The organism is Rhodanobacter sp. ANJX3, from assembly GCF_014200755.1.
Lineage (GTDB): Bacteria > Pseudomonadota > Gammaproteobacteria > Xanthomonadales > Rhodanobacteraceae > Rhodanobacter.
This window is the reverse complement of record NZ_JACHCM010000004.1, coordinates 43466-70150: the sequence shown is the minus strand read 5'-3', so window position 1 is coordinate 70150 and position 26685 is coordinate 43466. Positions and strand designations below refer to the sequence as shown.

General features: G+C 60.8%; 20 protein-coding genes, 2 tRNA genes and 3 rRNA genes. 22 read left to right on the top strand and 3 right to left on the bottom strand.

Features of this window, described 5'->3' with window-relative positions; translation table 11 throughout:
- The first annotated feature begins 104 nt into the window (after positions 1–104).
- From HDE76_RS12100 to HDE76_RS12075, 6 genes are all read left to right on the top strand, one after another.
- The gene (locus HDE76_RS12100; RefSeq protein ID WP_179480724.1) at positions 105–689 is read left to right on the top strand and encodes an adenylate kinase; all 585 of its coding nucleotides are present in this window, start codon (positions 105–107) and stop codon (positions 687–689) included.
- 114 nt (positions 690–803) lie between these two features.
- A complete protein-coding gene (mpl, locus tag HDE76_RS12095) occupies positions 804–2177 on the top strand; it encodes a UDP-N-acetylmuramate:L-alanyl-gamma-D-glutamyl-meso-diaminopimelate ligase (protein ID WP_179480726.1) in 1374 nt (457 codons plus the stop codon).
- A gap of 110 nt (positions 2178–2287) precedes the next feature.
- Positions 2288–2890 carry an LON peptidase substrate-binding domain-containing protein gene (locus HDE76_RS12090; protein ID WP_179480728.1) on the top strand — a complete coding sequence of 201 codons (603 nt, stop codon included), beginning with the start codon at positions 2288–2290 and terminating at the stop codon, positions 2888–2890.
- A 62-nt stretch (positions 2891–2952) separates the two neighbouring features.
- Positions 2953–3771 carry an NAD(P)-dependent oxidoreductase gene (locus HDE76_RS12085; protein ID WP_179480730.1) on the top strand — a complete coding sequence of 273 codons (819 nt, stop codon included), beginning with the start codon at positions 2953–2955 and terminating at the stop codon, positions 3769–3771.
- A 78-nt stretch (positions 3772–3849) separates the two neighbouring features.
- Positions 3850–5163 (top strand): acetylornithine transaminase, encoded by a 1314-nt coding sequence (locus HDE76_RS12080; protein ID WP_184507913.1) that lies wholly within the window; start codon positions 3850–3852, stop codon positions 5161–5163.
- Between the two features lie 23 nt (positions 5164–5186).
- Positions 5187–5606 (top strand): lactoylglutathione lyase, encoded by a 420-nt coding sequence (locus HDE76_RS12075; protein WP_179480734.1) that lies wholly within the window; start codon positions 5187–5189, stop codon positions 5604–5606.
- 56 nt (positions 5607–5662) lie between these two features.
- Here HDE76_RS12075 and hemL read toward each other — a convergent pair whose 3' ends face one another.
- Entirely contained in the window at positions 5663–6946 is a 1284-nt protein-coding gene (hemL, locus tag HDE76_RS12070; protein WP_184507910.1) for a glutamate-1-semialdehyde 2,1-aminomutase, read from the bottom strand.
- Positions 6943–7593 (bottom strand): thiamine phosphate synthase, encoded by a 651-nt coding sequence (thiE, locus tag HDE76_RS12065; protein ID WP_255481578.1) that lies wholly within the window; start codon positions 7591–7593, stop codon positions 6943–6945. The genes hemL and thiE overlap by 4 nt, the downstream gene beginning before the upstream one ends.
- A gap of 91 nt (positions 7594–7684) precedes the next feature.
- Here thiE and HDE76_RS12060 point away from each other — a divergent pair, with 91 nt between their 5' ends.
- From HDE76_RS12060 to glpK, 11 genes are all read left to right on the top strand, one after another.
- A complete protein-coding gene (locus tag HDE76_RS12060) occupies positions 7685–7915 on the top strand; it encodes a rubredoxin (protein WP_304624655.1) in 231 nt (76 codons plus the stop codon).
- A 108-nt stretch (positions 7916–8023) separates the two neighbouring features.
- Positions 8024–8212, top strand: coding sequence for a hypothetical protein (locus tag HDE76_RS12055; protein ID WP_179480740.1), 189 nt, complete (start codon positions 8024–8026; stop codon positions 8210–8212).
- 490 nt (positions 8213–8702) lie between these two features.
- Positions 8703–10247, top strand: a 16S ribosomal RNA gene (locus HDE76_RS12050).
- 111 nt (positions 10248–10358) lie between these two features.
- Positions 10359–10435, top strand: a tRNA-Ile gene (locus tag HDE76_RS12045).
- A 17-nt stretch (positions 10436–10452) separates the two neighbouring features.
- A tRNA-Ala gene (locus HDE76_RS12040) sits at positions 10453–10528 on the top strand.
- 209 nt (positions 10529–10737) lie between these two features.
- A 23S ribosomal RNA gene (locus HDE76_RS12035) occupies positions 10738–13619 on the top strand.
- A gap of 252 nt (positions 13620–13871) precedes the next feature.
- Positions 13872–13985 (top strand): 5S ribosomal RNA (rrf, locus tag HDE76_RS12030).
- The 16S, 23S and 5S rRNA genes sit together here with 2 tRNA genes alongside, the layout of an rRNA operon.
- Before the next feature lie 594 nt (positions 13986–14579).
- Positions 14580–15347 carry a DeoR family transcriptional regulator gene (locus HDE76_RS12025; protein WP_184507908.1) on the top strand — a complete coding sequence of 256 codons (768 nt, stop codon included), beginning with the start codon at positions 14580–14582 and terminating at the stop codon, positions 15345–15347.
- A 254-nt stretch (positions 15348–15601) separates the two neighbouring features.
- Positions 15602–17098, top strand: a complete 1497-nt coding sequence (glpD, locus tag HDE76_RS12020; RefSeq protein ID WP_184507905.1) for a glycerol-3-phosphate dehydrogenase — start codon at positions 15602–15604, stop codon at positions 17096–17098.
- A gap of 96 nt (positions 17099–17194) precedes the next feature.
- Positions 17195–18031: an MIP/aquaporin family protein gene (locus tag HDE76_RS12015; protein ID WP_179483067.1), complete on the top strand. Its 837-nt coding sequence runs from the start codon at positions 17195–17197 to the stop codon at positions 18029–18031.
- Positions 18032–18123: 92 nt separating this feature from the next.
- Complete coding sequence (glpK, locus tag HDE76_RS12010; protein ID WP_179483065.1) at positions 18124–19626, top strand: glycerol kinase GlpK; 1503 nt, start codon at positions 18124–18126, stop codon at positions 19624–19626.
- A gap of 104 nt (positions 19627–19730) precedes the next feature.
- Here glpK and HDE76_RS12005 read toward each other — a convergent pair whose 3' ends face one another.
- On the bottom strand, positions 19731–20666 hold the full coding sequence (locus HDE76_RS12005) for a carbohydrate kinase family protein (RefSeq protein ID WP_179483064.1): 936 nt from the start codon (positions 20664–20666) through the stop codon (positions 19731–19733).
- Positions 20667–20949: 283 nt separating this feature from the next.
- Here HDE76_RS12005 and HDE76_RS12000 point away from each other — a divergent pair, with 283 nt between their 5' ends.
- The 5 genes from HDE76_RS12000 to rodA are packed head-to-tail and all read left to right on the top strand — an operon-like array spanning position 20950 to position 26648.
- Entirely contained in the window at positions 20950–21996 is a 1047-nt protein-coding gene (locus HDE76_RS12000) for a rod shape-determining protein (protein WP_179483062.1), read from the top strand.
- Between the two features lie 22 nt (positions 21997–22018).
- Positions 22019–23023 (top strand): rod shape-determining protein MreC, encoded by a 1005-nt coding sequence (mreC, locus tag HDE76_RS11995; protein WP_179483060.1) that lies wholly within the window; start codon positions 22019–22021, stop codon positions 23021–23023.
- Positions 23020–23508 carry a rod shape-determining protein MreD gene (gene mreD, locus HDE76_RS11990; RefSeq protein ID WP_179483058.1) on the top strand — a complete coding sequence of 163 codons (489 nt, stop codon included), beginning with the start codon at positions 23020–23022 and terminating at the stop codon, positions 23506–23508. Before mreC ends, mreD begins: the two co-directional genes overlap by 4 nt.
- A gap of 39 nt (positions 23509–23547) precedes the next feature.
- Positions 23548–25536, top strand: coding sequence for a penicillin-binding protein 2 (mrdA, locus tag HDE76_RS11985; RefSeq protein WP_179483057.1), 1989 nt, complete (start codon positions 23548–23550; stop codon positions 25534–25536).
- The gene (gene rodA / locus HDE76_RS11980) at positions 25533–26648 is read left to right on the top strand and encodes a rod shape-determining protein RodA (protein WP_179483055.1); all 1116 of its coding nucleotides are present in this window, start codon (positions 25533–25535) and stop codon (positions 26646–26648) included. Before mrdA ends, rodA begins: the two co-directional genes overlap by 4 nt.
- The last annotated feature ends 37 nt before the right edge of the window (positions 26649–26685 follow it).

Genomic DNA, 26685 nt, shown 5'->3' with positions numbered 1-26685 from the left:
CCTGCGTTTGACGGCACCCGGTGCAAACGCTAATTTGACGCCTCAATCTGAGAATGAAGCGGGCTGCGGCAGTGTGCGGCCGTCCGCCAAACGTGTGGAGCATTATGCGACTGGTCCTACTTGGCGCGCCCGGATCGGGCAAAGGCACGCAGGCGGCGCGCCTGAAGACGGAACTGGGCGTGCCGCACATTTCCACTGGCGACATGCTGCGCGCCGCGGTGGCGCAGGGCACCGCGATGGGACTCAAGGCCAAGGCGGTGATGGATGCCGGTCAGTTGGTGTCCGACGATATTCTGCTGGGCATGCTCGAAGAGCGCCTGGCGCAGGACGATGCCAAATCGGGTTTCATCCTGGATGGCTACCCGCGCAACCTGGCCCAGGCCGACGCGCTCGATCACCTGCTGGCCAAGATCGGTCAACCACTCGATGCCGTGATCCAGCTGGAAGTGCCCAATGTCACCATCATCGGTCGCTGCGAAATCCGCTTCAAGGCCGAAGGCCGTGCCGACGACAACCCGGATACCGTGCGCAAGCGCCTGGCCATTTACGCCGAGCAGACCGCGCCGGTGGCCGACTTCTACGCGCGCCGCGGCAAGCTGCAGGTGGTCGATGGCGTGGGCGAATTGAGCGAAGTCACGGCGCGGGTGCAAAACGCGCTGCGGGACACGTCCGCCACCGCACACGGCTGATACGAAGGGTCGCCGTCAGGCGATCCCGACGTGACCGTCAGCCCCATTTTTTCGGCTTCGTGCCTTGCGCTCGGGCCGTCATTCTTTCCTACGCGATTTATTCCTGGGCCAGCCATGCGTCTGCATATTCTCGGCATCTGCGGCACCTTCATGGGCGGCGTTGCCGCGCTGGCGCGCGAGCTCGGGCTCGAGGTGGAAGGCTCGGATACCAACGTCTACCCGCCGATGAGTACCCAACTGGAAGCCCTCGGCATCGAGCTGATGCAGGGTTACAAGGCTGAGCATTTGCAGCCATCGCCGGGGCACGCGGCGCCCGACATGGTGATCGTCGGCAATGCGATGACACGCGGCAACCCGGCCGTGGAATACATGCTCGACCAACAGCTGCGTTATATCTCCGGCCCGCAGTGGCTGGGCGAAACGCTGCTGGTCGATCGCGAAGTGCTTGCCGTCGCCGGCACGCACGGCAAGACCACCACCACCAGCCTGCTGGCGCATCTGCTGGACAGCGTCGGCTTGGCGCCGGGCTTCCTGATAGGCGGCGTACCGGGCAATTTCGGCGTCTCGGCGCGGCTGGGCAGCGGCCGGCCGTTCGTGATCGAGGCCGACGAATACGACACGGCGTTTTTCGACAAGCGCTCCAAGTTCGTGCACTACCGGCCGCGTATCGCGATTCTCAACAACCTCGAATACGACCACGCCGATATTTTCCCCGACGTGGCGGCGATCCAGCGCCAGTTTCACCATCTGGTGCGCACCGTGCCCGGCAACGGCCGGCTGATCGTCAACGCACACGACGAGCGTCTGGCCGAGGTGTTGGCCATGGGCTGTTGGACGCCGGTGGAAACCTTCGGCATCGGTCGCGGCGACTGGCGAGCGACGTTGATCGAAACGGATGGCTCGGCGTTTACCGTGCATCGCGCCGGCGAGCCGATTGGCGAAGTGCATTGGTCGCTGCTCGGCCATCACAGCGTGATGAATGGGCTGGCCGCGCTCGCCGCTGCCACGGCTGCCGGTGCCGATCCGCGCGCGCTGCTGCCGGCGTTCACCACCTTCGAAAGCGTCAAGCGACGGATGGAGCTGGTCGGCGAGGTCGACGGCGTGCGCGTCTATGACGACTTCGCCCACCACCCGACGGCGATTGCCACGACGCTGGCTGGCCTGCGCGCCAAGGTTGGCGACGCGCGCATCCTGGTGGCGCTGGAGCCGCGCTCCAACTCGATGCGCCAGGGCGCTCACGCTGATGCACTGGCGCCATCGTTGGTCGATGCCGATGCGGTGGTTTTTTTGCATCGCGCGGAACTGGCCTGGGATGCCGGCCAGGTCACGGCGGCACTGAATGGTCGCGGCAGCACGGTGCCTACGGTGGAAGCGTTGATCGACGCGCTGGCCGGGCAGGCCCGATCGGGCGACCAAGTGATTTTCATGTCCAACGGCGGCTTCGAAGCCGCGCCGCGTCGGTTCGTCGAAAAGCTGCGCCAACGCTAACGCTCGTTCACTACCTCGATGTCTCTCCTGCGCCATACCCAACGCCACCCGCGGAGCGTGCGGCGACATGCATCGTGGTTCGTCACGTTGCCTCTGGTTAGACTTATCCCATGGCCGCCCAGTCTCCGCTGATCGAGATGCCCCTGTTTCCGCTGAACACGGTGCTGTTTCCCGGTGGCCAGCTGCAGCTGCGCATTTTCGAGCCGCGCTATCTCGATATGGTGCGCGAATGCACTCGCCATGACTCCGGCTTTGGCGTGTGCCTGATTCTCGAGGGCTATGAGGTCGGTGAACCCAGCACGCCGGCCGCTGTCGGTACGGTGGCGCATATTCAGGATTTCGACCGCGACGATGACGGACTGCTCGGCATCGTCGCCAAGGGCGGTTCGCGCTTCAGGGTTAATCGCAGCCGCGTGCGCAGTGACGGACTATTGCGCGGCGATATCGAGATCTGGGCGGCGGAGCCGGAGGTGCCGGTGCCGGTGGAATTCGCGCTGCTGCAGAGCATTCTCGAGCGGCTGATCGAGACCATGGCACCGCATTGGCGCGATGCCCCGCGCAGCGCCTATGAGGATTCCAGCTGGCTCGGCTACCGGCTGACCGAGCTGTTGCCGCTGGATACGTCCGAGCAGCAGCATATGCTCGAATTGACCGATCCACTGCTGCGACTGGCGGAGCTGCGCGATATTCTGCCGCGATTCCAGAAAGCCTGAGCCTTAGCGCTTAAACTAGGCCGCTCTGCTCGATAGCAGCCTATTTTTACGGAATCCTGTGCATGGGCACTCTCGCCGGCAAAACCCTGTTCATCACCGGCGCGTCGCGCGGCATCGGTCTGGCGATTGCGCTGCGCGCGGCGCGGGACGGCGCGAATATCGTGATCGCGGCCAAGAGTTCGGTGGCCAATCCGAAACTTCCCGGAACGATTCACAGCGCGGCGGCGGCGGTCGAGGAGGCCGGCGGTCGCGCACTGGCGCTCAAAGTGGATATTCGCGAAGAGGATCAGGTGCGTGCCGCGGCCGCACAGGCGGCCGAACATTTTGGCGGCATCGATATCGTGGTCAATAACGCCAGCGCGATCTGGCTGGCCGGCACTGCCGAGACGCCGATGAAGCGTTTCGATCTGATGCAGCAGGTCAATGCACGCGGCACGTTTCTGGTCACGCAGAGTTGCCTGCCGTATCTCAAACAGGCCGACAATCCGCATGTGCTGATGCTGTCGCCGCCGCTCAATCTCGATCCAAAGTGGTTTGCTCAGCATACCGCCTACACGATCGCCAAATATGGCATGAGCCTGTGCGTGCTGGGCATGAGTGCGGAGTTCGCACCGCTCGGCATTGCGGTCAACGCATTGTGGCCACGCACGGTGGTGGCTACGGCGGCGATCGGCATGATCGATGGCGTCAAACCCGAACAGTGCCGTACGCCTGACATCGTGGCGGACGCGGCGCACGCGATCCTCACCCGGCTATCGCGCGACTACACCGGCCATTTCGCGATCGACGACGAAGTGCTGCGCGACGAGGGCGTCACCGATTTCGATCACTATGCGGTGAAGCCGGGCACAGCGCTATTGCCGGATTTTTTCCTGGACTGATTTCTAACTGGCTGATCGAACCAACGATCGATCGGCGTTACCGATGTGGCCGCGTTCGCAGCGAGGCCGGAGCCCACCATGCAAGCACCGAACGACCCCATTCCCGCCGACCACCTACTGCAAGACGTCGCGCCGTCGGATCACGCCGTGCGCGAAAGCGCACACGCTTCCAACACTACGGCGTCTCTGCTCGATCTGGGCAAGCGCTACTGGCTGCCTGTGTACAAGCCGCGCGAGCTGCTGCTCGATCATGGCAAGGGTTCGCGCGTGTGGGACAGCGAAGGCCGCGACTACGTCGACTTCGGTGCCGGCATTGCGGTGAATGCGCTGGGTCATCAGGATCCCGACCTGCTCGACGCGCTCACCACGCAGGCGCACAAGCTCTGGCACAGCAGCAACGTGTTCTACAGCGAGCCGCCGCTGCATCTGGCCGAGGAACTGGTGCGCGCGTCGGGTTTTGCCGAGCGCGTGTTTCTGTGCAACTCCGGCGCCGAGGCGAACGAGGCGGCGATCAAGCTGGTGCGCAAGTGGGCCACGGCGCAGGGGCGGCCGCCGGAGCGGCGGGTCATTCTTACCTTTCAGGGATCGTTCCACGGTCGCACGCTGGCGACGGTCACGGCGACCGCGCAGCCGAAATACCAGGAGGGCTACGAACCGCTGCCGGTCGGCTTCCGCTATCTGCCGTTCAATGATGTTGCCGCGCTGGAGGCCGCGTTCGGCGCAGGCGACATCGCCGCGGTGATGCTGGAGCCGGTGCAGGGCGAGGGCGGCGTTCTGCCGGCGGCACCGGGTTTTCTGAAGCGTGCGCGCGAGCTGTGCGACCAGCACGATGCGCTGCTGGTGCTGGACGAAATTCAATGCGGCATGGGCCGCACCGGCACGCTGTTCGCGCATGTGCAGGACGGCGTGGTGCCGGATATCGTGACGCTCGCCAAGGCGCTCGGCTGCGGCTTCCCGATCGGCGCCATGCTGGCCGGGGCCAAGGTCGCGCAGATCATGCAATACGGTGCGCATGGCACCACGTTCGGTGGCAACCCGATGGCGGCGGCCGTGGCGCGCGTGGCCTTGCGCAAGCTGTCCTCACCGCCGGTGCTGGAGAACGTGCACCGACAGGCCGCTGCATTGCGCGCAGGGTTGAAGGCGATCAACGACGAGTTGGCGCTGTTCGCCGAAGTGCGCGGACGCGGCCTGATGATCGGCGCCGTGCTGGCCGATGCCTACAAGGGCAGGGCGGGCGACATTCTGGATCACGCGGCGGCGCACGGTTTGCTCGTGCTGCAGGCTGGGCCCGACGTGCTGCGCTTTGTGCCGCCGCTGATCATTTCCGATGCCGATCTGGCGGAAGGGCTCAAGCGTCTGCATGCCGCTCTGCGCGATTTCGTATCCCACTGACAAACACTCTTCTGGAGCCGTCGATGAAATATCTTCACAGCATGGTGCGCGTGCGCGACCTCGATGCGTCCCTACGCTTTTACTGCGAGGGTCTGGGTCTGAAGGAGGTTCGCCGCAGGGACGTTCCCGAAGGCAAGTTCACCCTGGTCTTTCTCGCGGCGCCAGATAGTCCGGAAGCCGAGATCGAACTGACCCATAACTGGGGTTCCGAGGAAGACTACGGTTCCGCGCGCAACTTCGGCCATCTTGCCTTTCAGGTCGACGACATCTATGCCACCTGCGAGCGGCTGCAGGCCATGGGCTATACGATCAACCGGCCGCCGCGCGATGGGCATATGGCGTTCGTCCGCTCGCCGGACCTGGTTTCGGTAGAGCTGCTTCAGCATGGAAAACTGGCTCCGCAGGAGCCATGGGCATCGATGGCGAATACCGGCGTCTGGTAACCCGTCACGAATGGCGTGCAACCGCGGCACGAGTCGGGTCGTGCCGCGAGTTGGCATCAGCCTCGTGCGTCGCGCATGGATGCGCGCGCAGCGTCCAACGTATCGGCAATGTCCTGCTCGCCGTGCGCGCTGGAGATGAAGCCCGCTTCAAACGCCGACGGCGCCAGATACACACCGCGTTTCAGCATGCCGTGGAAGAAGCGGTTGAACAGCCCACTGTCGGCGGCGGTGGCCTGCGCATAGCTGGTTACTTTCTCGGCGGTGAAGAACAGGCCGAACATGCCGCCGACGCCATTCGTACTGAAGGGAATGCCCTCCTCGTCGGCTACGCGCTGCAGTCCATCGGTGAGTAGCTTCGTCTTTGCCGAAAGCGCGTCATGGAAGCCGGGCGCCTGGATCTGTTCGAGCACCGCCAGACCTGCGGCCATCGCGACCGGATTCCCGCTGAGTGTGCCGGCCTGATAGATCGGGCCTGCGGGAGCGATTCGTTCCATCAGGTCGCGTCGGCCACCGTACGCACCGACCGGCATGCCGCCGCCGATGATTTTGCCGAAACAGGTGAGGTCGGGCGTCACGCCGTAATGCGCCTGTGCGCCACCGAGCGCCACGCGGAAGCCGGTCATCACTTCATCAAAAATCAGCAGTACGCCGTGCCGCGTGCACAGTTCGCGCAGTGCCGCTAAATAGCCGTCCAAAGGCAGGATGCAGTTCATGTTGCCAGCGACGGGCTCGATGATCAGCCCGGCGATTTCGTCGCCGCATTCGGCGAACAGTGTCTTGGCCGCTTCGATATCGTTGTACGGCAAGGTCAGGGTGAGATCGGCATTGGCTTTCGGTACGCCGGGCGAGGTCGGTACGCCGAACGTGAGTGCGCCCGAACCGGCCTTCACCAGAAAGCTGTCGCCGTGGCCGTGATAGCAGCCCTCGAACTTTACGATCTTGCTGCGCCCGGTGGCGCCGCGCGCCAGCCGGATGGCCGACATCGTCGCTTCGGTGCCGGAGTTGACCATGCGCACCATCTCGAGCGATGGAATGAGCCGCGTGATCGTCTCGGCCATGGTCACTTCGGCTGGGCAGGGCGTACCGAACGAGAGGCCGTTCTTCACCGCACGTTCTACCGCGTCGCGCACGGCGGGATGGTTGTGGCCGAGAATCATCGGGCCCCACGAACCGATATAGTCGATATAGCGCGTGCCCTCGACGTCCCACAGATAAGCGCCATCGGCGCGCGCGGTGAAAAATGGCTCACCGCCGACCGACTTGAATGCGCGTACCGGCGAATTGACGCCGCCAGGCATCAGGCCCTGTGCGCGCTGAAAAAGTTCTTGATTGGTTGTCATGCAGGCGTTCCGTGATCGCGATCGATGGAGTACAGGTCAGTAAAGCGTTGCGCGGCAGCGCGAACGTCGGCAGCACCGAAGATGGCCGATACCGCGGCAATGAAATTCGCGCCGGCATCGACGAGCAATCTGCCATTGTCCGGCGTGATGCCGCCAATCGCTACCCGCGGCAGGCCCAGCGCAGCGGTTTTTCTCAGCAGATCGATGGGTGCGTGCCCGGCCAGTGGTTTGGTCGGCGATTTGAAAAACGCGCCGAAGGATACGTAACTGGCTCCGGCCGCTGCCGCCGCGTTTGCGCGCTCCAGCGATGCTAGGCAGGACACGCCAATGATCGCGTCGGCGCCCAGTTCATGCCGCGCGGAGCCTGGATCGGCATTGTCAGGCCCCAGATGCACGCCGTCGGCGGCAACGTCTTTGGCCAGCGCCACATCGGCGTCGATGATGAACAATGCGCCGTGCCGATGGCAAAGCCGCTTCAAGTCAGCGGCCTCGGCGCGGCGCCGAAGGTGATCGTCAGTGTCGTCGCGGTATTGCACGACGCGCCCGCCGCCGGCCAGCGCCTGGGCGACAACGTCAAGCAAATCAGGCCGGGGCCCGTCGGTAACGGCGTACAGGCCGCGACCGGGCAACAGTGCTATCGATTTCAAATCAGCATCCTAAGTGTAAGCAAACCCACTTCCGTCAATCCCGGCGATACATTGTCACGTACGCTTTCGTAATGCCGGACGAGTTGCGAGAATGCACTATTACCTCGTCAACAAAGAAGCCAGACCCATGAGCCAGAGTTCCTCCGAAGCAGCAAACCGCAAGTGGATGTGCGTAGTGTGCGGCTACATTTACGACGAGAGCATCGGTGTGCCCGATGAAGGCATTCCGGCCGGCACGCGCTGGGAAGACGTACCCGAAACCTGGACCTGCCCGGATTGCGGCACGACCAAGGACGATTTCGAGATGATCGAAATCGTCTGACGCGAATTCGTGCCCCGGAATGGCCCGAATTCGCCACGCTATCGGCACGATCATCTGTTGTGATGCCTCTGCGCACTGTCGCGCGTTGCATCACACAGGCGGCTAACCATGCAGCAATTCATTCCTTTCGACGATGATTGGGACGCGCTGGCGAAATTGCGCCCCGAAGATCTGGTGCCTTATCGCGTGGGCATGCTGAGAGATGTCAGGGTTGCTGCGGCAGCGGTTTTCCCGACGGCCGGCCATACGTCAACATGCGAGCGTGTGATGACAGAAGTGTCCTCAAGCAATGGCTGAAAGCGAAATTTGTATGTGCATTGGGTTATTTCTACGAATCAGCTAACCCGGTTGTAGTTGAAGTGCTGCCGCAAGGGCGGCGCGAGTGCCGTTCTGACTTGTTTCTGTAAAAATATGCACACGCCCTCTTCACAGATTTGCCTCGCGGCGCTATAGTTCGTCCCCCTTCGACGAAACGCCTTCGTCAAAGGGTTGCGGCACCAGCGACGATGAAAAAAAATTCAACGCCACTGTTGACGGCCACAAAAAACGATATAGAATGGGCGGCTCACCTAGGACGAAACGTCTTAGACGCAACACGAGAAATCGGTTGCAAGTGGTTGATCTTTGACAGTGTGCGCAGGTGAATTGTGTGGACGTCTTGCGATGGAGGGTTACGACCTGTCCAAGAAATGCAAGCGTCCAATGAAAGAAAAAGTCAGTAATGAGTTTTGATTTTGTTGGGACTAACGCTTCAGAAAGATAGATTGTCTTCGGACAGTCGAAAACTTAAGTGAAGAGTTTGATCCTGGCTCAGATTGAACGCTGGCGGCATGCCTAACACATGCAAGTCGAACGGCAGCACAGCAGAGCTTGCTCTGTGGGTGGCGAGTGGCGGACGGGTGAGTAATGCATCGGGATCTACCTCAACGTGGGGGATAACGTAGGGAAACTTACGCTAATACCGCATACGTCCTACGGGAGAAAGCAGGGGACCTTCGGGCCTTGCGCGGTGAGACGAACCGATGTTCGATTAGCTAGTTGGTGAGGTAATGGCTCACCAAGGCGACGATCGATAGCTGGTCTGAGAGGATGATCAGCCACACTGGAACTGAGACACGGTCCAGACTCCTACGGGAGGCAGCAGTGGGGAATATTGGACAATGGGCGCAAGCCTGATCCAGCAATGCCGCGTGTGTGAAGAAGGCCTTCGGGTTGTAAAGCACTTTTATCAGGAACGAAATACCACGGGTTAATACCCTATGGGGCTGACGGTACCTGAGGAATAAGCACCGGCTAACTTCGTGCCAGCAGCCGCGGTAATACGAAGGGTGCAAGCGTTAATCGGAATTACTGGGCGTAAAGGGTGCGTAGGCGGTTAGTTAAGTCTGTCGTGAAATCCCCGGGCTCAACCTGGGAATGGCGATGGATACTGGCTGGCTAGAGTGTGTCAGAGGATGGTGGAATTTCCGGTGTAGCGGTGAAATGCGTAGAGATCGGAAGGAACATCAGTGGCGAAGGCGGCCATCTGGGACAACACTGACGCTGAAGCACGAAAGCGTGGGGAGCAAACAGGATTAGATACCCTGGTAGTCCACGCCCTAAACGATGCGAACTGGATGTTGGTCTCAACTCGGAGATCAGTGTCGAAGCTAACGCGTTAAGTTCGCCGCCTGGGGAGTACGGTCGCAAGACTGAAACTCAAAGGAATTGACGGGGGCCCGCACAAGCGGTGGAGTATGTGGTTTAATTCGATGCAACGCGAAGAACCTTACCTGGCCTTGACATGTCTGGAATCCTGCAGAGATGCGGGAGTGCCTTCGGGAATCAGAACACAGGTGCTGCATGGCTGTCGTCAGCTCGTGTCGTGAGATGTTGGGTTAAGTCCCGCAACGAGCGCAACCCTTGTCCTTAGTTGCCAGCACGTAATGGTGGGAACTCTAAGGAGACTGCCGGTGACAAACCGGAGGAAGGTGGGGATGACGTCAAGTCATCATGGCCCTTACGGCCAGGGCTACACACGTACTACAATGGTCGGTACAGAGGGTTGCGATACCGCGAGGTGGAGCCAATCCCAGAAAGCCGATCCCAGTCCGGATCGAAGTCTGCAACTCGACTTCGTGAAGTCGGAATCGCTAGTAATCGCGGATCAGCTATGCCGCGGTGAATACGTTCCCGGGCCTTGTACACACCGCCCGTCACACCATGGGAGTGAGTTGCTCCAGAAGCCGTTAGTCTAACCGCAAGGGGGACGACGACCACGGAGTGGTTCATGACTGGGGTGAAGTCGTAACAAGGTAGCCGTATCGGAAGGTGCGGCTGGATCACCTCCTTTCAAGAAATGACGGTCGCGAGCTCTCTCGCGCAAGACGTCCACACAAGGCACCTGTATTTTACGAAGTTGTTCCAGGTCGCCTGGTCTAGGTTCTGGGGTTCAGTCATCACTGGGTCTGTAGCTCAGGTGGTTAGAGCGCACCCCTGATAAGGGTGAGGCCGGTGGTTCGAGTCCACCCAGACCCACCATATTCCAAGGGTTCCTTGGGGCCTTAGCTCAGCTGGGAGAGCACCTGCTTTGCAAGCAGGGGGTCATCGGTTCGATCCCGATAGGCTCCACCATGGAATGACCGGTTCGTAAAATATAAGCACACCTCAAGATTTTGAAGTCATCCGGCGTTGAGGCCGGCGTGACGTTCTTTGAAAAACTGTAAACGAGTGACAAGCGTCTTGGTTCGAAACCGAACCGAGATAAGTGTTAAGGCAACGAAACGAAGTAACTTGGCTGCACCTGATGAGGGTGCATGCCCCGAGGCGACTTGGGGTTATATGGTCAAGCGACTAAGCGTATACGGTGGATGCCTTGGCAGTCAGAGGCGATGAAGGACGTGGCAGCCTGCGAAAAGTGTCGGGGAGCTGGCAACAAGCTTTGATCCGGCAATGTCCGAATGGGGAAACCCACTGCGCAAGCAGTACTGCATAGTGAATACATAGCTATGCAGGGCGAACCCGGGGAACTGAAATATCTAAGTACCCGGAGGAAAAGAAATCAACCGAGATTCCCTGAGTAGCGACGAGCGAACGGGGACTAGCCCAAAAGCACATTATGTTTTAGTCAAACGGTTTGGAAAAGCCGGCCATAGATGGTGATAGCCCAGTCGACGAAAAGACATTTTGTGTGAAATTGAGTAAGGCGGGGCACGTGAAACCTTGTCTGAACATGGGGGGACCATCCTCCAAGGCTAAATACTACTGACTGACCGATAGCGAACTAGTACCGTGAGGGAAAGGCGAAAAGAACCCCGGAGAGGGGAGTGAAATAGACCCTGAAACCGTATACGTACAAGCAGTGGAAGCCCGCAAGGGTGACTGCGTACCTTTTGTATAATGGGTCAGCGACTTACTGTCTGTGGCAAGCTTAACCGTATAGGGGAGGCGAAGAGAAATCGAGTCTGAATAGGGCGCATAGTCTCAGGCAGTAGACCCGAAACCGAGTGATCTATCCTTGGCCAGGTTGAAGGTGCGGTAACACGCACTGGAGGACCGAACCCACATCTGTTGCAATAGATGGGGATGAGCTGAGGATAGGAGTGAAAGGCTAAACAAACTCGGAGATAGCTGGTTCTCCTCGAAAGCTATTTAGGTAGCGCCTCGTGCGAATACTGTTGGGGGTAGAGCACTGTTATGGCTAGGGGGTCATCGCGACTTACCAAACCATGGCAAACTCCGAATACCAACACGTACTACACGGGAGACACACGGCGGGTGCTAACGTCCGTCGTGAAAAGGGAAACAACCCAGACCCGCAGCTAAGGTCCCAAAGTCATGGCTAAGTGGAAAACGATGTGGAAAGGCATAGACAGCCAGGAGGTTGGCTTAGAAGCAGCCATCCTTTAAAGAAAGCGTAATAGCTCACTGGTCGAGTCGGTCTGCGCGGAAGATTTAACGGGGCTAAGCCATGCACCGAAGCTCGGGGTGTGCACATTTATGTGTACGCGGTAGAGGAGCGTTCTGTAAGCCTGTGAAGGTGGATTGTAAAGTCTGCTGGAGGTATCAGAAGTGCGAATGCTGACATGAGTAACGATAATGGGGGTGAAAAGCCCCCACGCCGAAAGCCCAAGGTTTCCTCGCGCAACGTTCATCGGCGCAGGGTGAGTCGGCCCCTAAGGCGAGGCAGAAATGCGTAGTCGATGGGAAGCAGGTTAATATTCCTGCACTTTTCTATAGTGCGATGTGGGGACGGAGAAGGTTAGGTCTACCGGGCGTTGGTTGTCCCGGGGAAAGGCGGTAGGCATGGGTCTTAGGCAAATCCGGGACCCTTTATGCCGAGCACCGAGACGAGCCCTATTGGGCGAAGTGACTGACACCACGCTTCCAGGAAAAGCCACTAAGCTTCAGCTATAGAAGAACCGTACCGCAAACCGACACTGGTAGGCAGGGTGAGAATCCCAAGGCGCTTGAGAGAACTCGGGTGAAGGAACTAGGCAAAATGGCACCGTAACTTCGGGAGAAGGTGCGCCCTTTAGCGTGGTCACATGCGTGACTGAGCGTTGAAGGGTCGCAGTAACCTGGCCGCTGCGACTGTTTATCAAAAACACAGCACTCTGCAAACACGAAAGTGGACGTATAGGGTGTGACGCCTGCCCGGTGCTGGAAGGTTAATTGATGGGGTCAGCCGCAAGGCGAAGCTCTTGATCGAAGCCCCAGTAAACGGCGGCCGTAACTATAACGGTCCTAAGGTAGCGAAATTCCTTGTCGGGTAAGTTCCGACCTGCACGAATGGCGTAACGACAGCGGCGCTGTCTCCACCCGAGACTCAGTGAAATTGAATTCGCTGTGAAGATGCAGCGTTCCCGCGGCAAGACGGAAAGACCCCGTGAACCTTTACTATAGCTTTACACTGAACGTTGAGTTCTTCTGTGTAGGATAGGTGGGAGGCTTTGAAGCGCAGACGCCAGTTTGCGTGGAGCCAACCTTGAAATACCACCCTGAAGTGCTTGACGTTCTAACCTAGGCCCGTAATCCGGGTCAGGGACCGTGTATGGTGGGTAGTTTGACTGGGGCGGTCTCCTCCCAAAGAGTAACGGAGGAGCACGAAGGTACGCTCAGCGCGGTCGGACATCGCGCACTGTGTGCAATGGCATAAGCGTGCTTGACTGCGAGATCGACGGATCAAGCAGGTACGAAAGTAGGTCATAGTGATCCGGTGGTTCTGTATGGAAGGGCCATCGCTCAACGGATAAAAGGTACTCCGGGGATAACAGGCTGATACCGCCCAAGAGTTCATATCGACGGCGGTGTTTGGCACCTCGATGTCGGCTCATCACATCCTGGGGCTGTAGCCGGTCCCAAGGGTATGGCTGTTCGCCATTTAAAGTGGTACGCGAGCTGGGTTCAGAACGTCGTGAGACAGTTCGGTCCCTATCTGTCGTGGGCGTTGGAGATTTGAGGGGGGCTGCTCCTAGTACGAGAGGACCGGAGTGGACGTTCCGCTGGTGTTCGGGTTGTCATGCCAATGGCATTGCCCGGTAGCTATGAACGGAAGTGATAACCGCTGAAAGCATCTAAGCGGGAAGCACGCCCCAAGATGAGATCTCCCGAGAGCTTGACTCTCCTTAAGGCACCATCAAGACTAGGTGGTTGATAGGTCAGGTGTGGAAGTGCAGCAATGCATGGAGCTAACTGATACTAATGAGCCGTGAGGCTTGGCCATATAACCCCAAGTGGCTTTAGTTCGTGTGCTTTCCCTGCACGAGAAAGCGGCCATACCATGGCCGCACTCTTCAGAAGAGCATGCCTTGAAGCTTGTCCCGTCCGATTTCACCTCGACGCTTGTCACTCGTTTACACCTCTATTTGACGCGAGTCCTTTTCGCGAAGAGCCAAGCCCGCCATCCGTGGCGGACTCTTCAAAAGGGCTCGACCCAGATTGAAGCCGGCGCGTCATGCGCTGCTTCAACCCCTTCCCTGGCGGCCATAGCGGCGTGGTACCACCTGATCCCATCCCGAACTCAGAAGTGAAACGCGCATGCGCCGATGGTAGTGTGGCTTTGCCATGCAAGAGTAGGTCACCGCCAGGGGCCTTATACTGATCAACCCTCACCGGACACGGTGGGGGTTTTTCTTTTTAGCGATGTCGGCGCGCGCAGCGCCCGGGCCTGTAACCGCTCTACGCCAGCGCCCTTATACCCAAACCCTCGCCGGTGACGGTGGGGGGTTTTGCTTGGGCGACTCCTCGGTACTCGCACAGTCCAAACGGCAACGGCATGCACGGCGCCGAATACCTCGGACCGACCGGACCGCCTTGATCGAATGCGTTTGTGATACTGGAAAAGCAGTATCGCCCGCCGCGACGCACGGCGCCGGCGCGCACCCGCTGCACATATGCTTGCTTGTAGCTAATCATGTTCACGCCGTTGAGCGAGATACCGCACACTCGATTCGGTATTTCGCAAGAGTGCTCGGGCGCTGCCAAAATCAAGTCGGCATCAGCGCAAGTTGCGCAGAATTTTACTTCGCCGTGAGCAGTGCTTTGCTGTAGATCCACGACCAGAAAAGGGCGGTAAGAGATGCCGCAATCGGCTCGTGCGACCGGCTGGAGGGTCTCGATGGAATGACACGGCTCACCTCAGCAGTCATCATATCGGTAACGTTCGCAGGTGCTTCCGATAACAATGGATCCCCGACTTAATCGCCGCCAGGAAGAACTGATTGCACTCGTGCAGCGTGAGAGCTTTGTAGCAGTCGAGCAGGCGGCGTCGCATTTCAATGTCACTCAGCAGACTATCCGGCGGGACTTGGGCATACTTTGCGATGCCGGTTTGCTGCGGCGCTATCATGGCGGCGTAAGCCTGCCATCGAGCGTGGAAAATCTTGCATATACCGCGCGCCAGGGGCTGCTGCAGGCGGAAAAGCAGCGTATCGCCAGCCTGCTAGCCAAACATATTCCCGACGATGCATCGCTGTTCATCAATCTTGGGACGACCAACGAAGACGTGGCGCGCGCATTGCAGTCGCATAAAAATCTTCGCATCATCACCAACAATCTCAACGTTGCCATCATGTTGAGCAACAATCCGTCGTTCGAAGTGATAGCCGCCGGCGGTGTGGTGCGGGGGCGCGATCACGGCGTTACGGGCGAAGCGACGATCGAGTTGATCCGTCAATTCAAAGTGGATTTCGGTATCGTCGGTATTTCGGGCATCGATCTGGACGGCACGCTGCTCGATTTCGATTTTCAGGAAGTGCGCGTGGCGCAAGCCATTATCGAACATTCGCGACAGGTCTATTTGGCCGCCGATCACAGCAAGATTGGGCGCAACGCCATGGTTCGCCTGGGACCGATCTCCCGAGTCGACGCCTGGTTTACCGATAGAGCCCCGCCGGCGCCGTTGATAGCCGTCTTGGAACGATCCGAAACGCAGCTGCATATCGCCAGCTAGATCCGTCATCGGATAGCCGATTCGTTAAGTCCTACTGTAGCGAAGCTCTTCGTCGCTTCGCTGCATCGCAGCGTGCATAGTTCGCAATTGTTCGAATATGATCGTTATTGATGATTTAACGCGGAATAGGTTTTCCTTATTTTGCGAAAATAGTAAGTCAGCTTTCGCTTTTCGTAATTCCGGTGCCTCATCGATTGATCGCGCTGACCGCCTGGGGCGCCTCCGGTACGTGAGCCCCGTTCTTGGAGTGCCATATGTTGAAGCAGGTCGATGTACTGGTGATTGGCGGCGGCATCAACGGCGTCGGTATTGCCCGTGACGCCGTTGGCCGAGGCCTTTCGGTGGTTCTGTGCGAGCGCGATGACCTCGCCTCGCATACTTCCAGTGCCAGCACCAAATTGATTCACGGTGGGCTGCGCTATTTGGAGCAGTTCGAGTTCGCTCTGGTCGGCAAGGCGTTGGCCGAACGCGAAGTGCTGCTGAAGGCGGCGCCGCACATCATCTGGCCGCTGCGCTTTGTTCTGCCGCATCAGCCGCATTTGCGTCCCGCCTGGATGATTCGTATCGGGCTGTTTCTATACGATCACCTCGGCCGTGGTCGGCGTACTTTGCCCGGGTCACGCCGCATTCGTTTCAGCAAGCATGTGGTCGGCGGCCCTTTGCGCGATGAATTTCATGTGGGCTTCGTTTATTCCGATGCATGGGTGCAGGACGCTCGTCTGGTCGTGCTCAACGCGATGGACGCCGCACAGCGCGGTGCCGAAATAAACACTCATACCCGTTGCATCAGCGCTAAGCGTGATGGTGAATACTGGATCGCCGAACTCGAATCCGAGGCCGGTGCTCGCCGCACAGTGCGTGCACGTGCGCTCGTCAATGCGGCCGGTCCTTGGGCAGCGAGTTTTCTCGACGATATCGCCAAGGTCAAACACAATCACGCGCTTCGCCTGATCAAGGGCAGCCACATCGTAGTGCCCAAGCTGTTCGACCATCGCTATGCCTATATTTTCCAGCAGCCCGATCGCCGCATCGTTTTCGCCATTCCGTACGAGCGCGATTTCACGCTGATCGGCACTACCGATATCGAGTACAAGACCGATCCTTCGCATCCGACCATCGACAAAGAAGAGACGGCCTATCTGTGCGAGGCCACCAATCGCTACTTCAAGCGCAACCTGACTCCGGCCGATGTGGTGTGGAGCTACAGCGGCGTGCGCCCGCTGCTGGAAGACAAGAGCGGCAACGCCTCGGAAGTGACGCGCGACTATCACATCGAACTGGATGGCAGCGCCGGCCCCCCACTGTTGAATGTCTTCGGCGGCAAGCTCACCACCTATCGCAAGCTATCCGAAGAAGCGCTCGATTTGCTCGGCGCAGCCTTGGGCAACGCCAAGCCCGCCTGGACCGCCGATGCACGCCCATTGCCTGGCGGTGGCGAGTCCGACATCGATGCATTGTTCGACGACGTTCGGGCTAGTCGCCCATGGTTGCCCGAAACCATGGCTTGGCGACTGGTGCACAACTACGGTACGCGAACGCGTGATTTGCTCGGCGATGCCAACGGACTGGATGCGCTCGGCGAACACTTCGGTGCCGACCTTTATCAGATCGAAGTCGATTACCTCGTGCGGCACGAGTGGGCCACACAGGCAGAGGACATTCTCTGGCGACGAAGCAAGCTTGGCCTGCGCGTTGGTCCGGATGATGTGGCGCGATTGACAGCGTATCTGACCAAAATTCCCGCCCGATAAAACAAGCGATAAAACGCGAAGTTTGCCGGGCGAATGTAGGCGGCGCGCCAGTCGCGTCAGCAACCATGCAGCATGAAAATCAAAGGGTGAAGACAGATGCGCAAACTCACGGGCGAATTGATTTCAGAAGCAGTAGCCATGTTCATCATCATCGCCTTCGGCGATTCGGTGGCGGCGATGTACACGCTTTACACTCCCAGCCCTTACCAAAACGCCTACTGGGGCGTGTGCATATCCTGGGGTATGGCCGTAACGCTGGCGATCTACGTCACCGGCTCGGTGTCGGGTACGCACGCCAATCCCGCGGTCACGCTGGCGCTCGCCCTATTCCGCGATTTCGAATGGAAGAAAGTAGTGCCGTATTGGTTGGCGCAGATCGTCGGTGCGTTCGCCGGTGCGGCGATCGTGTATCTCTTGTTCGGGCCGGTGATCGATCATTTCAACGCTGCCCAAAATCTGACGCGTGAAGCCGGCGGTGCTGCCGGCGTGTTCTTCACGCATCCAGGCCTGGCGGTTACACCGATGCATGCGCTGCTGGATCAGATCATCCTCACTGCCTTCCTGTTGTTCGGTATCTTCGCGATCACCGAGCAGTACAACGAGATGGCGCCGATGGCCAATTCCGGCGCCGTGATGATCGGCATTCTGGTGGCCATCATTGGCTCGTGCATGGGCTATCTGGAAGCGTGGGCGCTGAATCCGGCGCGTGATTTCGGCCCGCGCCTGTTCGCCTACTTCGCGGGCTGGAACACTGCCGCGTTCCCATCACCCGACAACTATTGGTGGGTGCCAATCGTCGGACCGCTGATCGGCGGCGTGATCGGCGGCGGCGCGTATCAATGTCTGATTCGTCCTTTTCTCCCCGCGCGCGTGCGTGCCGCCGAAGCAGAGCGTGCCGCTCTGGCCGCATCCGGTGGCGCCGTTCGGAAATAGATTTTCGCGACTATCTCCGGCCCTCTCGCCCATCCCTTGGCGAGACGGCTCGGTGACGCTCTTCAACATTCTGACCATGTGAGGCGAATTCCATGAGCAAGCAATACATCCTGGCGATCGACCAGGGCACGACCAGTTCGCGTTCGATGCTTTTCGATCATGACGGCCAGGTCGTCGGCACCGCACAGCGCGAGTTCACTCAGATCTTTCCGCAGCCGGGCTGGGTCGAGCACAACCCGCGGGAAATTCTGACCAGCGTGCTGGTGACCTTGACCGAAGTGATCAACAACGCCCAGGTCAGCGCCGAGTCCATTGTCGGCATCGGCATCACCAATCAGCGCGAAACCGCTGTGGTGTGGGACAAAGCCACGGGCCAGCCGATCTACAACGCGATCGTGTGGCAATCGCGGCAGACGCGCGAAATCTGCGATCAGCTTCAGGCCGATGGCTACGAAGACATGGTCCGCGAAAAAACCGGCTTACTGATCGATGCCTATTTCTCAGGCACCAAGGTGAAGTGGATTCTCGATAAGGTCGAAGGCGCGCGGGAAAAAGCCGAGAAGGGCGAGCTGCTGTTCGGCACCATCGACACTTGGCTGATCTGGAACCTTACCGGCGGCAAGGCGCACGTTACCGATTACACCAACGCCTCGCGTACGCTGATGTTCAACATCCACACGAAGCAGTGGGACGACGAGCTGCTGAAGATGCTCGATGTGCCGCGCTCGATGATGCCCGAAGTGCGCTCGTCCAGCGAGGTGTACGGCACAACGCTGCCGCAGTATCTGCTCGGTCGCGAGGTGCCGATTGCCGGCGTCGCCGGCGATCAGCAGGCCGCGCTTTTTGGACAGGCCTGCTTCGAGCCGGGCATGGCCAAGAACACCTACGGCACCGGTTGCTTCATGCTGATGAACACCGGCGAGAAGGCGGTGGCGTCCAAGAACGGTTTGCTCACGACCATCGCCTGGGGTATCGACGGCAAGGTCGAATATGCGCTGGAAGGCAGCGTCTTCGTCGCCGGCTCGGTGGTGCAGTGGCTACGTGATGGTTTGCGCATGCTCGGTAAAGCCGCCGACTCGCAGTCCTACGCCGAGCGGGCGAAAGATAACGATGGTGTGTACTTTGTGCCGGCGTTCGTCGGTCTGGGTGCACCGTACTGGCGCAGCGACGTGCGTGGCGCCGTGTTCGGCCTGTCGCGCGGTACGACCAAGGAGCAGTTCATTCGCGCGGCGCTGGAGTCGATGGCCTATCAGACGCGCGACGTGCTGGCCGCGATGGAAACCGATTCCGGCATTCCGCTGAAAGAGCTGCGCGCCGACGGCGGTGCGATATCGAACGATTTCATGGCGCAGTTTCAGGCGGATATTCTCAACATCCCGGTACTGCGTCCGGAAGTGCAGGAAACCACGGCGCAAGGCGCGGCGTACCTCGCGGGCCTGGCCACCGGCTTCTGGTCCAGCCGCGAAGAGATTGCCAAGATCTGGAAAGTGGACCGGCGTTTCGAGCCGGCCATGCAGGAAGATCATCGCGAAAAACTCTACGCCGGCTGGAAGCAGGCGGTCGAGGCGACGATGGGCTTCAAGGTCAAAGCGTAAGGTGAATTGAAGCGCGTCAGCCTCTAAAATAATGCGGTAGAAAAAAGATGGGCGGCGTATCACTACGCCGCCCATCTTTTTATTGATCGCGCTACACGAAGAGATCAGGCGAACGCATAACCGAACTGATCGGCAAACTCCGCGGCGAATTCGTCGTAGGTAAAGCGCTGATTCTGCGTGCCGGGATGCTCTACTTTCAGCGCGCCCATCAGCGATGCGATGCGGCCGGTGGTCGGCCAGTCCAGGCCGCGCATGATGCCGAAGATCAGCCCGGCGCGATACGCGTCGCCGCAGCCGGTCGGATCGACGATCTTGTGCTCGCGCGCCGGCGGAATCTGGTGCGACTCGCCGCCGACATGAATCACCGAACCGCGCGGCCCATGCGTCACGATGTAGGCGGTGACATGCGACGCGATCTCAGCGGCGCTCCAGCCGGTGCGCGTCTGCAGCAACTGGGATTCGTAATCGTTGACGATGACGTAGGTCGCCTTCTCGATCATCGCGCGAAATTCGTCGCCGTTGAACAGCGGCATCGCCTGACCCGGATCGAAGATGAAAGGCACGCCACGCGCCGCGAATTCGTCCACGTGCTGCAGCATGGCGTCGCGCCCATCGGGAGCCACGATACCGAAGTCGATATCCTCGATGTCGCGGACGTGGTTTTCCTGCGCGCTGGACATGGCGCCGGGATGGAAAGCCGTGATCTGGTTGTTGTCCAGATCGGTGGTGATGAAGCATTGCGGCGTGAACTGGTCCTCGAACACGCGAACGCCGGCCAGATTGATGCCGTGTTGCTCCATGTGCTCGCGGTATGGAGCAAAGTCCTGACCGACCGCCGCCACCGGCAGCGGATCGCCGCCGAGCAGTTTCAGGTTGTAGGCGATATTGCCGGCACAGCCGCCGAATTCCCGACGCATGCGCGGCACCAGAAACGACACATTCAGGATGTGCACCTGATCGGGCAGGATGTGGTTCTTGAACTGGTCCTGGAACACCATGATGGTGTCGTAGGCCAGCGATCCGCAGATAACAGCAGACATGATGTGCGGGTGCCCCTCGGATGGGTCGAACGCTTGGAAACGACGCCGCAGCGGCGGACGACGGGAACCGGGCCATCAGGCGCCGGCCAAAGTTCGAATCGTACCGGCATCTGCTTCCGATGGCGACACTTGAAGAGTGACAAAAACTCATTTCGAGGCACAGGAATCGCGCTTATCGCCGTGTTGTACAAGGATTTCTTAACGTTAATGTTCTTGCGCATGGGGGACGCGCTAACTAGACTGGCGAGCTTACTTTTTAGCCAAGCCGACCTACGGCGGACCCATGTTCAAGAAGTTTCGCGGGATCTTTTCCAACGACATCTCCATCGATCTCGGCACGGCCAACACGCTCATTTATGTGCGCGGTCAGGGCATCGTGTTGAACGAACCTTCGGTGGTGGCGATTCGTCAGGACCGCGGCCCGGGCGGTCCCCGCACCATTGCGGCGGTTGGTACCGAGGCCAAGCGCATGCTCGGCCGCACGCCAGGCAATATCGCCACGGTGCGTCCGATGAAGGACGGCGTCATCGCCGACTTCACCATGACCGAAGCGATGCTGCAGCACTTCATCAAGCAGGTGCACAAGTCGCGTTTGCTGCGTCCCAGCCCGCGCGTGCTGGTGTGCGTGCCCTGCGGCTCGACCCAGGTCGAGCGCCGCGCGATCAAGGAATCGGCCGAGGGCGCCGGTGCGCGCGACGTGTTTTTGATCGAAGAGCCGATGGCTGCGGCGATCGGTGCCGGCATTCCGGTGCACGAGGCGCGCGGCGCCATGGTGCTGGATATCGGTGGCGGTACCTCCGAAGTGGCGGTGATCTCGCTCAACGGCATCGTCTACTCGCAGTCGGTGCGCGTGGGCGGCGATCGCTTCGACGAGTCCATCATCAATTACGTGCGGCGCAATCACGGCACGCTGATCGGCGAGTCGACCGCCGAGCGTATCAAGATGGAAATCGGCTGCGCGTTTCCGCAGGCCGACGTCAAGGAGATCCAGATATCCGGCCGCAACCTCGCCGAGGGCGTGCCGCGGATGTTCACGATCAACTCCAACGAGATCCTGGAAGCGCTGCACGAGCCGCTGGCCGGCATCGTGGCCGCAGTGAAGTCGGCGCTGGAGCAGACCCCGCCCGAGCTCTGCTCCGACGTGGCCGAGCGTGGCATCGTGCTGACCGGTGGTGGCGCCCTGCTGCGCGATCTGGATCGCTTGATCTCCGAAGAAACCGGTCTGCATGTGCAGGTGGCGGACGATCCGCTGACCTGTGTGGCGCGTGGTGGCGGCAAGGCGCTGGAGCTGATCGATCAGCACGGCAGCGATTTCTTCGCACCCGAATAAGACGCGGTAGTCAGAGGCGGCCATGGCGCGCGCGCGCGACGAATCCTCGCCTCTGTTCGCTGGCAATGCGGCCGGCACGCTGCGCCTGATTTTCTATCTTGCGCTGACCATGGTGCTGATGGTGCTCGATCATCGCAACAGCTGGCTGTGGCGCATCCGTTACACCGCCTCCGCGGTCATCGAGCCGGTTTACCGGCTGGCCGGGCTGCCGGCGGTGGGCATCCGCACCGCCAGCGTGGCCTTCGCCGATCGCCAGCGGCTGACCGAGCAGAACCAGCGCCTGCGCGAAGACCTGCTGCTGGCCAATGCCAAATTGAATCGAATGAGCGCCGTCGCCGTGCAGAACGAGCGTCTCAAGCAGCTGCTCGATACCCAGCACAGCCTCGAGCTGAACGTGCAGCTGGCGCACGTCATCGGTGTGGACATGGGCGCGTACCGCTATCAGATCACCTTGAACCTGGGCGCCCGCGACGGCGTCAAGCCCGGTCAGCCGGTGATCGACGCGCATGGCGTGATGGGGCAGATCAAGGAAGTGTTGCCGACCACCTCGGTGGTCATGCTGATCACCGATCCGTCTCACGCCATTCCCGTCACGATCGAGCGCTCCGGCCTGCGCACGGTCGCCTACGGGTCGGCGGACGGCGGCCAGCTCAGCTTGCCGAACATCCCGCTGGCGGCCGACGTGCGCGTCGGCGATCACCTGCTCACATCCGGTCTCGGTGGCCGGTTTCCGCCCGGTTTTCCGGTCGGCGAGGTGCGCTCGGTGGCGCCATCGCCCACGGGCATGTTCCAGATGGCGCAGGCGGATCCGGCGGCGGATATCGACCGCAGCGAGGACGTGCTGCTGCTGCACGATCAGGCCGAGCCGGACGGTCCGCCCGCACCGGCCACGCCCATGGGGCCGCCCGCCGATCTTGCGCCACCCGTTCAGGCGGCTCCCGCCCCGGCGGCATCCAGCCAGTCGAGCGCCTTCGTCAAAAAGTCGGCCACGCCTGCGCCGGCCGACAGCAGCGGAGCGCCGCCGTGAGCCGGCAGCAGCGGCTGAGCCGCTGGTGGTTCCTCGGCACGCTCGCGCTCGCGCTGCTGCTGATGCTGGTGCCGCTGCCCAGCGTGCTGGAGCCGTTCAAGCCGTATTGGCCCGCGCTGATTCTGCTGTACTGGTGCCTGGAGTCGGAGGACCGCGTCACCCTGGGCATGGCCTTTGCGCTCGGCCTGGTCGCGGATCTGCTCAACGGTGTGGTGCTGGGCGAGCAGGCGATGCGCCTGTGCGCGTTGGTGTTCATCGCGCTGCGCTTTCGCTCGCGCCTGCGCTTTTTCCCGATGTGGCAGCAGACGTTGGCCGTGCTGGCCCTGTTGTTGAACGACCGCATCCTGCTGCTGGTGGTGCGCGTGCTGTCCGGCGCGTCGCTGCCGCCGGCGGACTGGTGGATTTCACCGTTCGTGGGCGCGCTGCTGTGGCCGTTCCTGTTTCTGCTGCTCGACGATCTGCGCGCACGCCTGCGGATTCAGTGAGATGCGCTGCGATCTGGCCGCCACCGTGATGCCGCGCCGATGAAGCTCAGGCGATCGTTCAAGGACACCCGTGGGGAAAGCGCGCTGTTCCAGCGCCGTGCGGTGGCGGGGTTTTTGCTGATTCTGTTGAGCTTTGGCCTGCTGGTGGCGCGCTTCCACTTTTTGCAGGTCACCCATCACGACGAATTCGCCCTGCGCTCGACCAACAACAGCGTCAAGCCGCGCGCGATTCCCCCCGCGCGAGGGCTGATCTACGACCGCAATGGCGTGCTGCTTGCCGACAACGTGCCCGCATTCCGGCTTGAGGTGATTCCGGAAAAAGTGCCGAACATGCAAGCCATGCTCAGTGAGCTGGGCACCGTGGTACCGCTGGGTCAGGACGATATCGATGCCTTCAAGAAGCAGCTCGCGCAGAGTCGGCGCTTCGACAGCGTGCCGCTGAAGCTGCATCTGACCGAAGACGAAATCGACCGGTTCGCAGTCAACCGCTGGCGCTTCCCCAGTGTCGCCGTGGTGCCGTATCTGACGCGGCATTATCCGCTGGGTCCGCTGTTCGCGCACGTGATCGGCTACGTCAGTCGCATCGATGCCGATGACATGGATCGGCTCGATGCGGACGACTACAAGGGCACCAGTCACGTCGGCCGCACGGGGCTGGAGCGCTATTACGAAGACGTGCTGCACGGCAAGCCCGGTTACGAGTTGGTCGAAGTGAACGCCGACGGCCAGACTCAGCGGGTGCTGAAAACCATCCCCCCGACGCCCGGCCAGAACCTGTATCTCAGCATCGACGTGCGCATGCAGAAGGCCGCCGTCGCTGCTTTTGAAGGCCGACCCGGTGCCGCCGTGGCGATCGATCCCCGCAACGGTCAGGTGCTGGCGATGGTCAGCGTGCCGAGCTTCGATCCCAACCTGTTCGTCAACGGCATCGGGCAGGCCGACTACAACGCGCTGACTTATGCGCCGGATAAACCGCTGTTCGACCGCGCATTGAAGGGCGCCTATCCGCCGGGTTCCACCGTGAAGCCGTTCCTGGCCCTGGGCGGTCTCGAATACGGCGTGCGTCGCCCGCAGGATACCGTGCTGTCGACCGGCGAATTCTGTCTGCCTGGACAGAAGCGCTGCTATCGCGATGACGATCGCGGCGGCAACGGTACGGTCAACATGGTGCGTGCGATCGAGCTGTCGACCAACACGTATTTCTACAAACTCGCGCTGGACCTCGGCATCGACCGGCTCAGCGCATGGATGAGCCAGTTCAGTTTTGGCAGCAAGACCGGCATCGACCTGACAGGGGAGGGTGAGGGCGTGCTGCCGTCACGCGAATGGAAGGCCAAACACATCAGCAAGCAGGGCTGGTTTCCCGGTGAGACGGTGATTACTGGCATTGGCCAGGGCTACTGGGCCGTGACGCCGCTGCAGCTCGGCCATGCCGTGGCTACCCTGGCTGGGCACGGCACGCCCTATCTGCCGCGGCTGGTCATGGCCACACGCGCCAGCGGTGAAGCGCGGCCACAAATGCTGCCCAATCCGCCCAGCGGTCCTTCGCTGATTCAGAAGCCGTCGGACTGGAACGTGATCAACGAAGGCATGCGCGCAGTGATTACAGGTGGCACCGGCAAGGGCATCAACGACGGTTTTCCGTTCCTGATCGCCGGTAAGAGCGGTACCGCCGAGCGCTTCTCGCGCACCTCGGATGCATACGACACCAACAAGAGTACCGCCCATCTGGCCGCACGCCATCGCGCTTGGTTCGAGGCCTACACGCCGGCGGATGATCCCAAGATTGCCGCCGCCGCCTTGCTGGAGGCCGGCGCCTGGGGTGCCAAGGATGCCGGCCCGATCGTGCGCAAGATTTTCGATAGCTGGGCGGCGACGCAGGTCAATCCGACCCCCTCCGACACGCCGCTGCCGTACGAGTCGCTGCCTGCGCCGGCCGGCAGCGTGCCGGTGGAGGATCAGCCCGTGGAAGATCGTTCAGTAGAAGCGCAACCGGCGGAAAGCTCCAGCAGCGGAGACGGCCCATGATCGACACGATGGCGATACGCATGCAGCGATTTCTTCGCCGCATTCTCACCCGGCCGCGCATCGATCTGCCGCTGGCGGCGGCGCTGTTTCTTCTGGCCGGCGTGGGCCTGGTCACACTGTACAGCGCCAGCGACAGCAGCATGGCGATGGTCGGCGGGCAGGCGGCGCGCTTTGTGCTCGGCGCCGCGCTGCTGCTGCTGATCTCGCGTATACCGCCGTCCATGCTGCGCAACTGGACGCCGTGGCTGTACTTGGCCAGCACCGCGTTTCTGGTGGTGGTGGCGGTGCTCGGCGAAGGCCGCGGTGCCAACCGCTGGCTCAACCTGGGTGTGATGCGCTTTCAGCCGTCCGAACTGCTGAAGCTGACGATGCCGATGATGGTCGCGTGGTATCTGCATCCGCGCCAGCTGCCGCCGAGCTGGAAAGACAGCGCGGTGGTCGGCCTGCTGATTGCGATTCCGGTGGCGTTGATCGCCAAGCAGCCCGATCTGGGCACTGCGCTGCTGGTGGCGGCCGCCGGTGCGTTCGCGCTGTTTTTGTCGGGCATGGCGTGGTGGCGCATCGGCCTGATCGTGGCCGCGGTCGGCGGCATGATTCCGGTGGCCTGGCATTTTCTGCATCAGTACCAGCGCGATCGCGTGCTGACCCTGCTCAATCCCGAATCCGATCCGCTGGGCAACGGCTGGCACATCATCCAGTCGCAGATCGCGGTGGGCTCCGGCGGCATGTTCGGCAAGGGTTTCCAGCAGAGCACCCAGTCGCGGCTGGATTTTCTGCCCGAGCACACGACGGACTTTATTTTTGCGGTGTTCTCCGAGGAGTTCGGGCTGGTCGGCGTGATCGCGCTGATCGTGCTGTACGCCTTCATCATCGGCCGCTGCCTGTGGATCGCGATGGAAGCGCGCGATACCTATTCGCGGCTGCTGGCCGGTGCGCTGGGTATGAGCTTTTTCGTCTACGTTTTCGTCAACGGCGGCATGGTGGCCGGCATGCTGCCGGTGGTCGGCGTACCGATGCCGATGATCAGCTACGGCGGCACGTCGGCCGTGTCGCTACTGGTGGGCTTCGGCGTGCTGATGTCGATCCACGCCAATCGCAAGATGCATGAGTGAATGCACGCGTAGCTACGGCTTTCAGTGCGCCGGACAC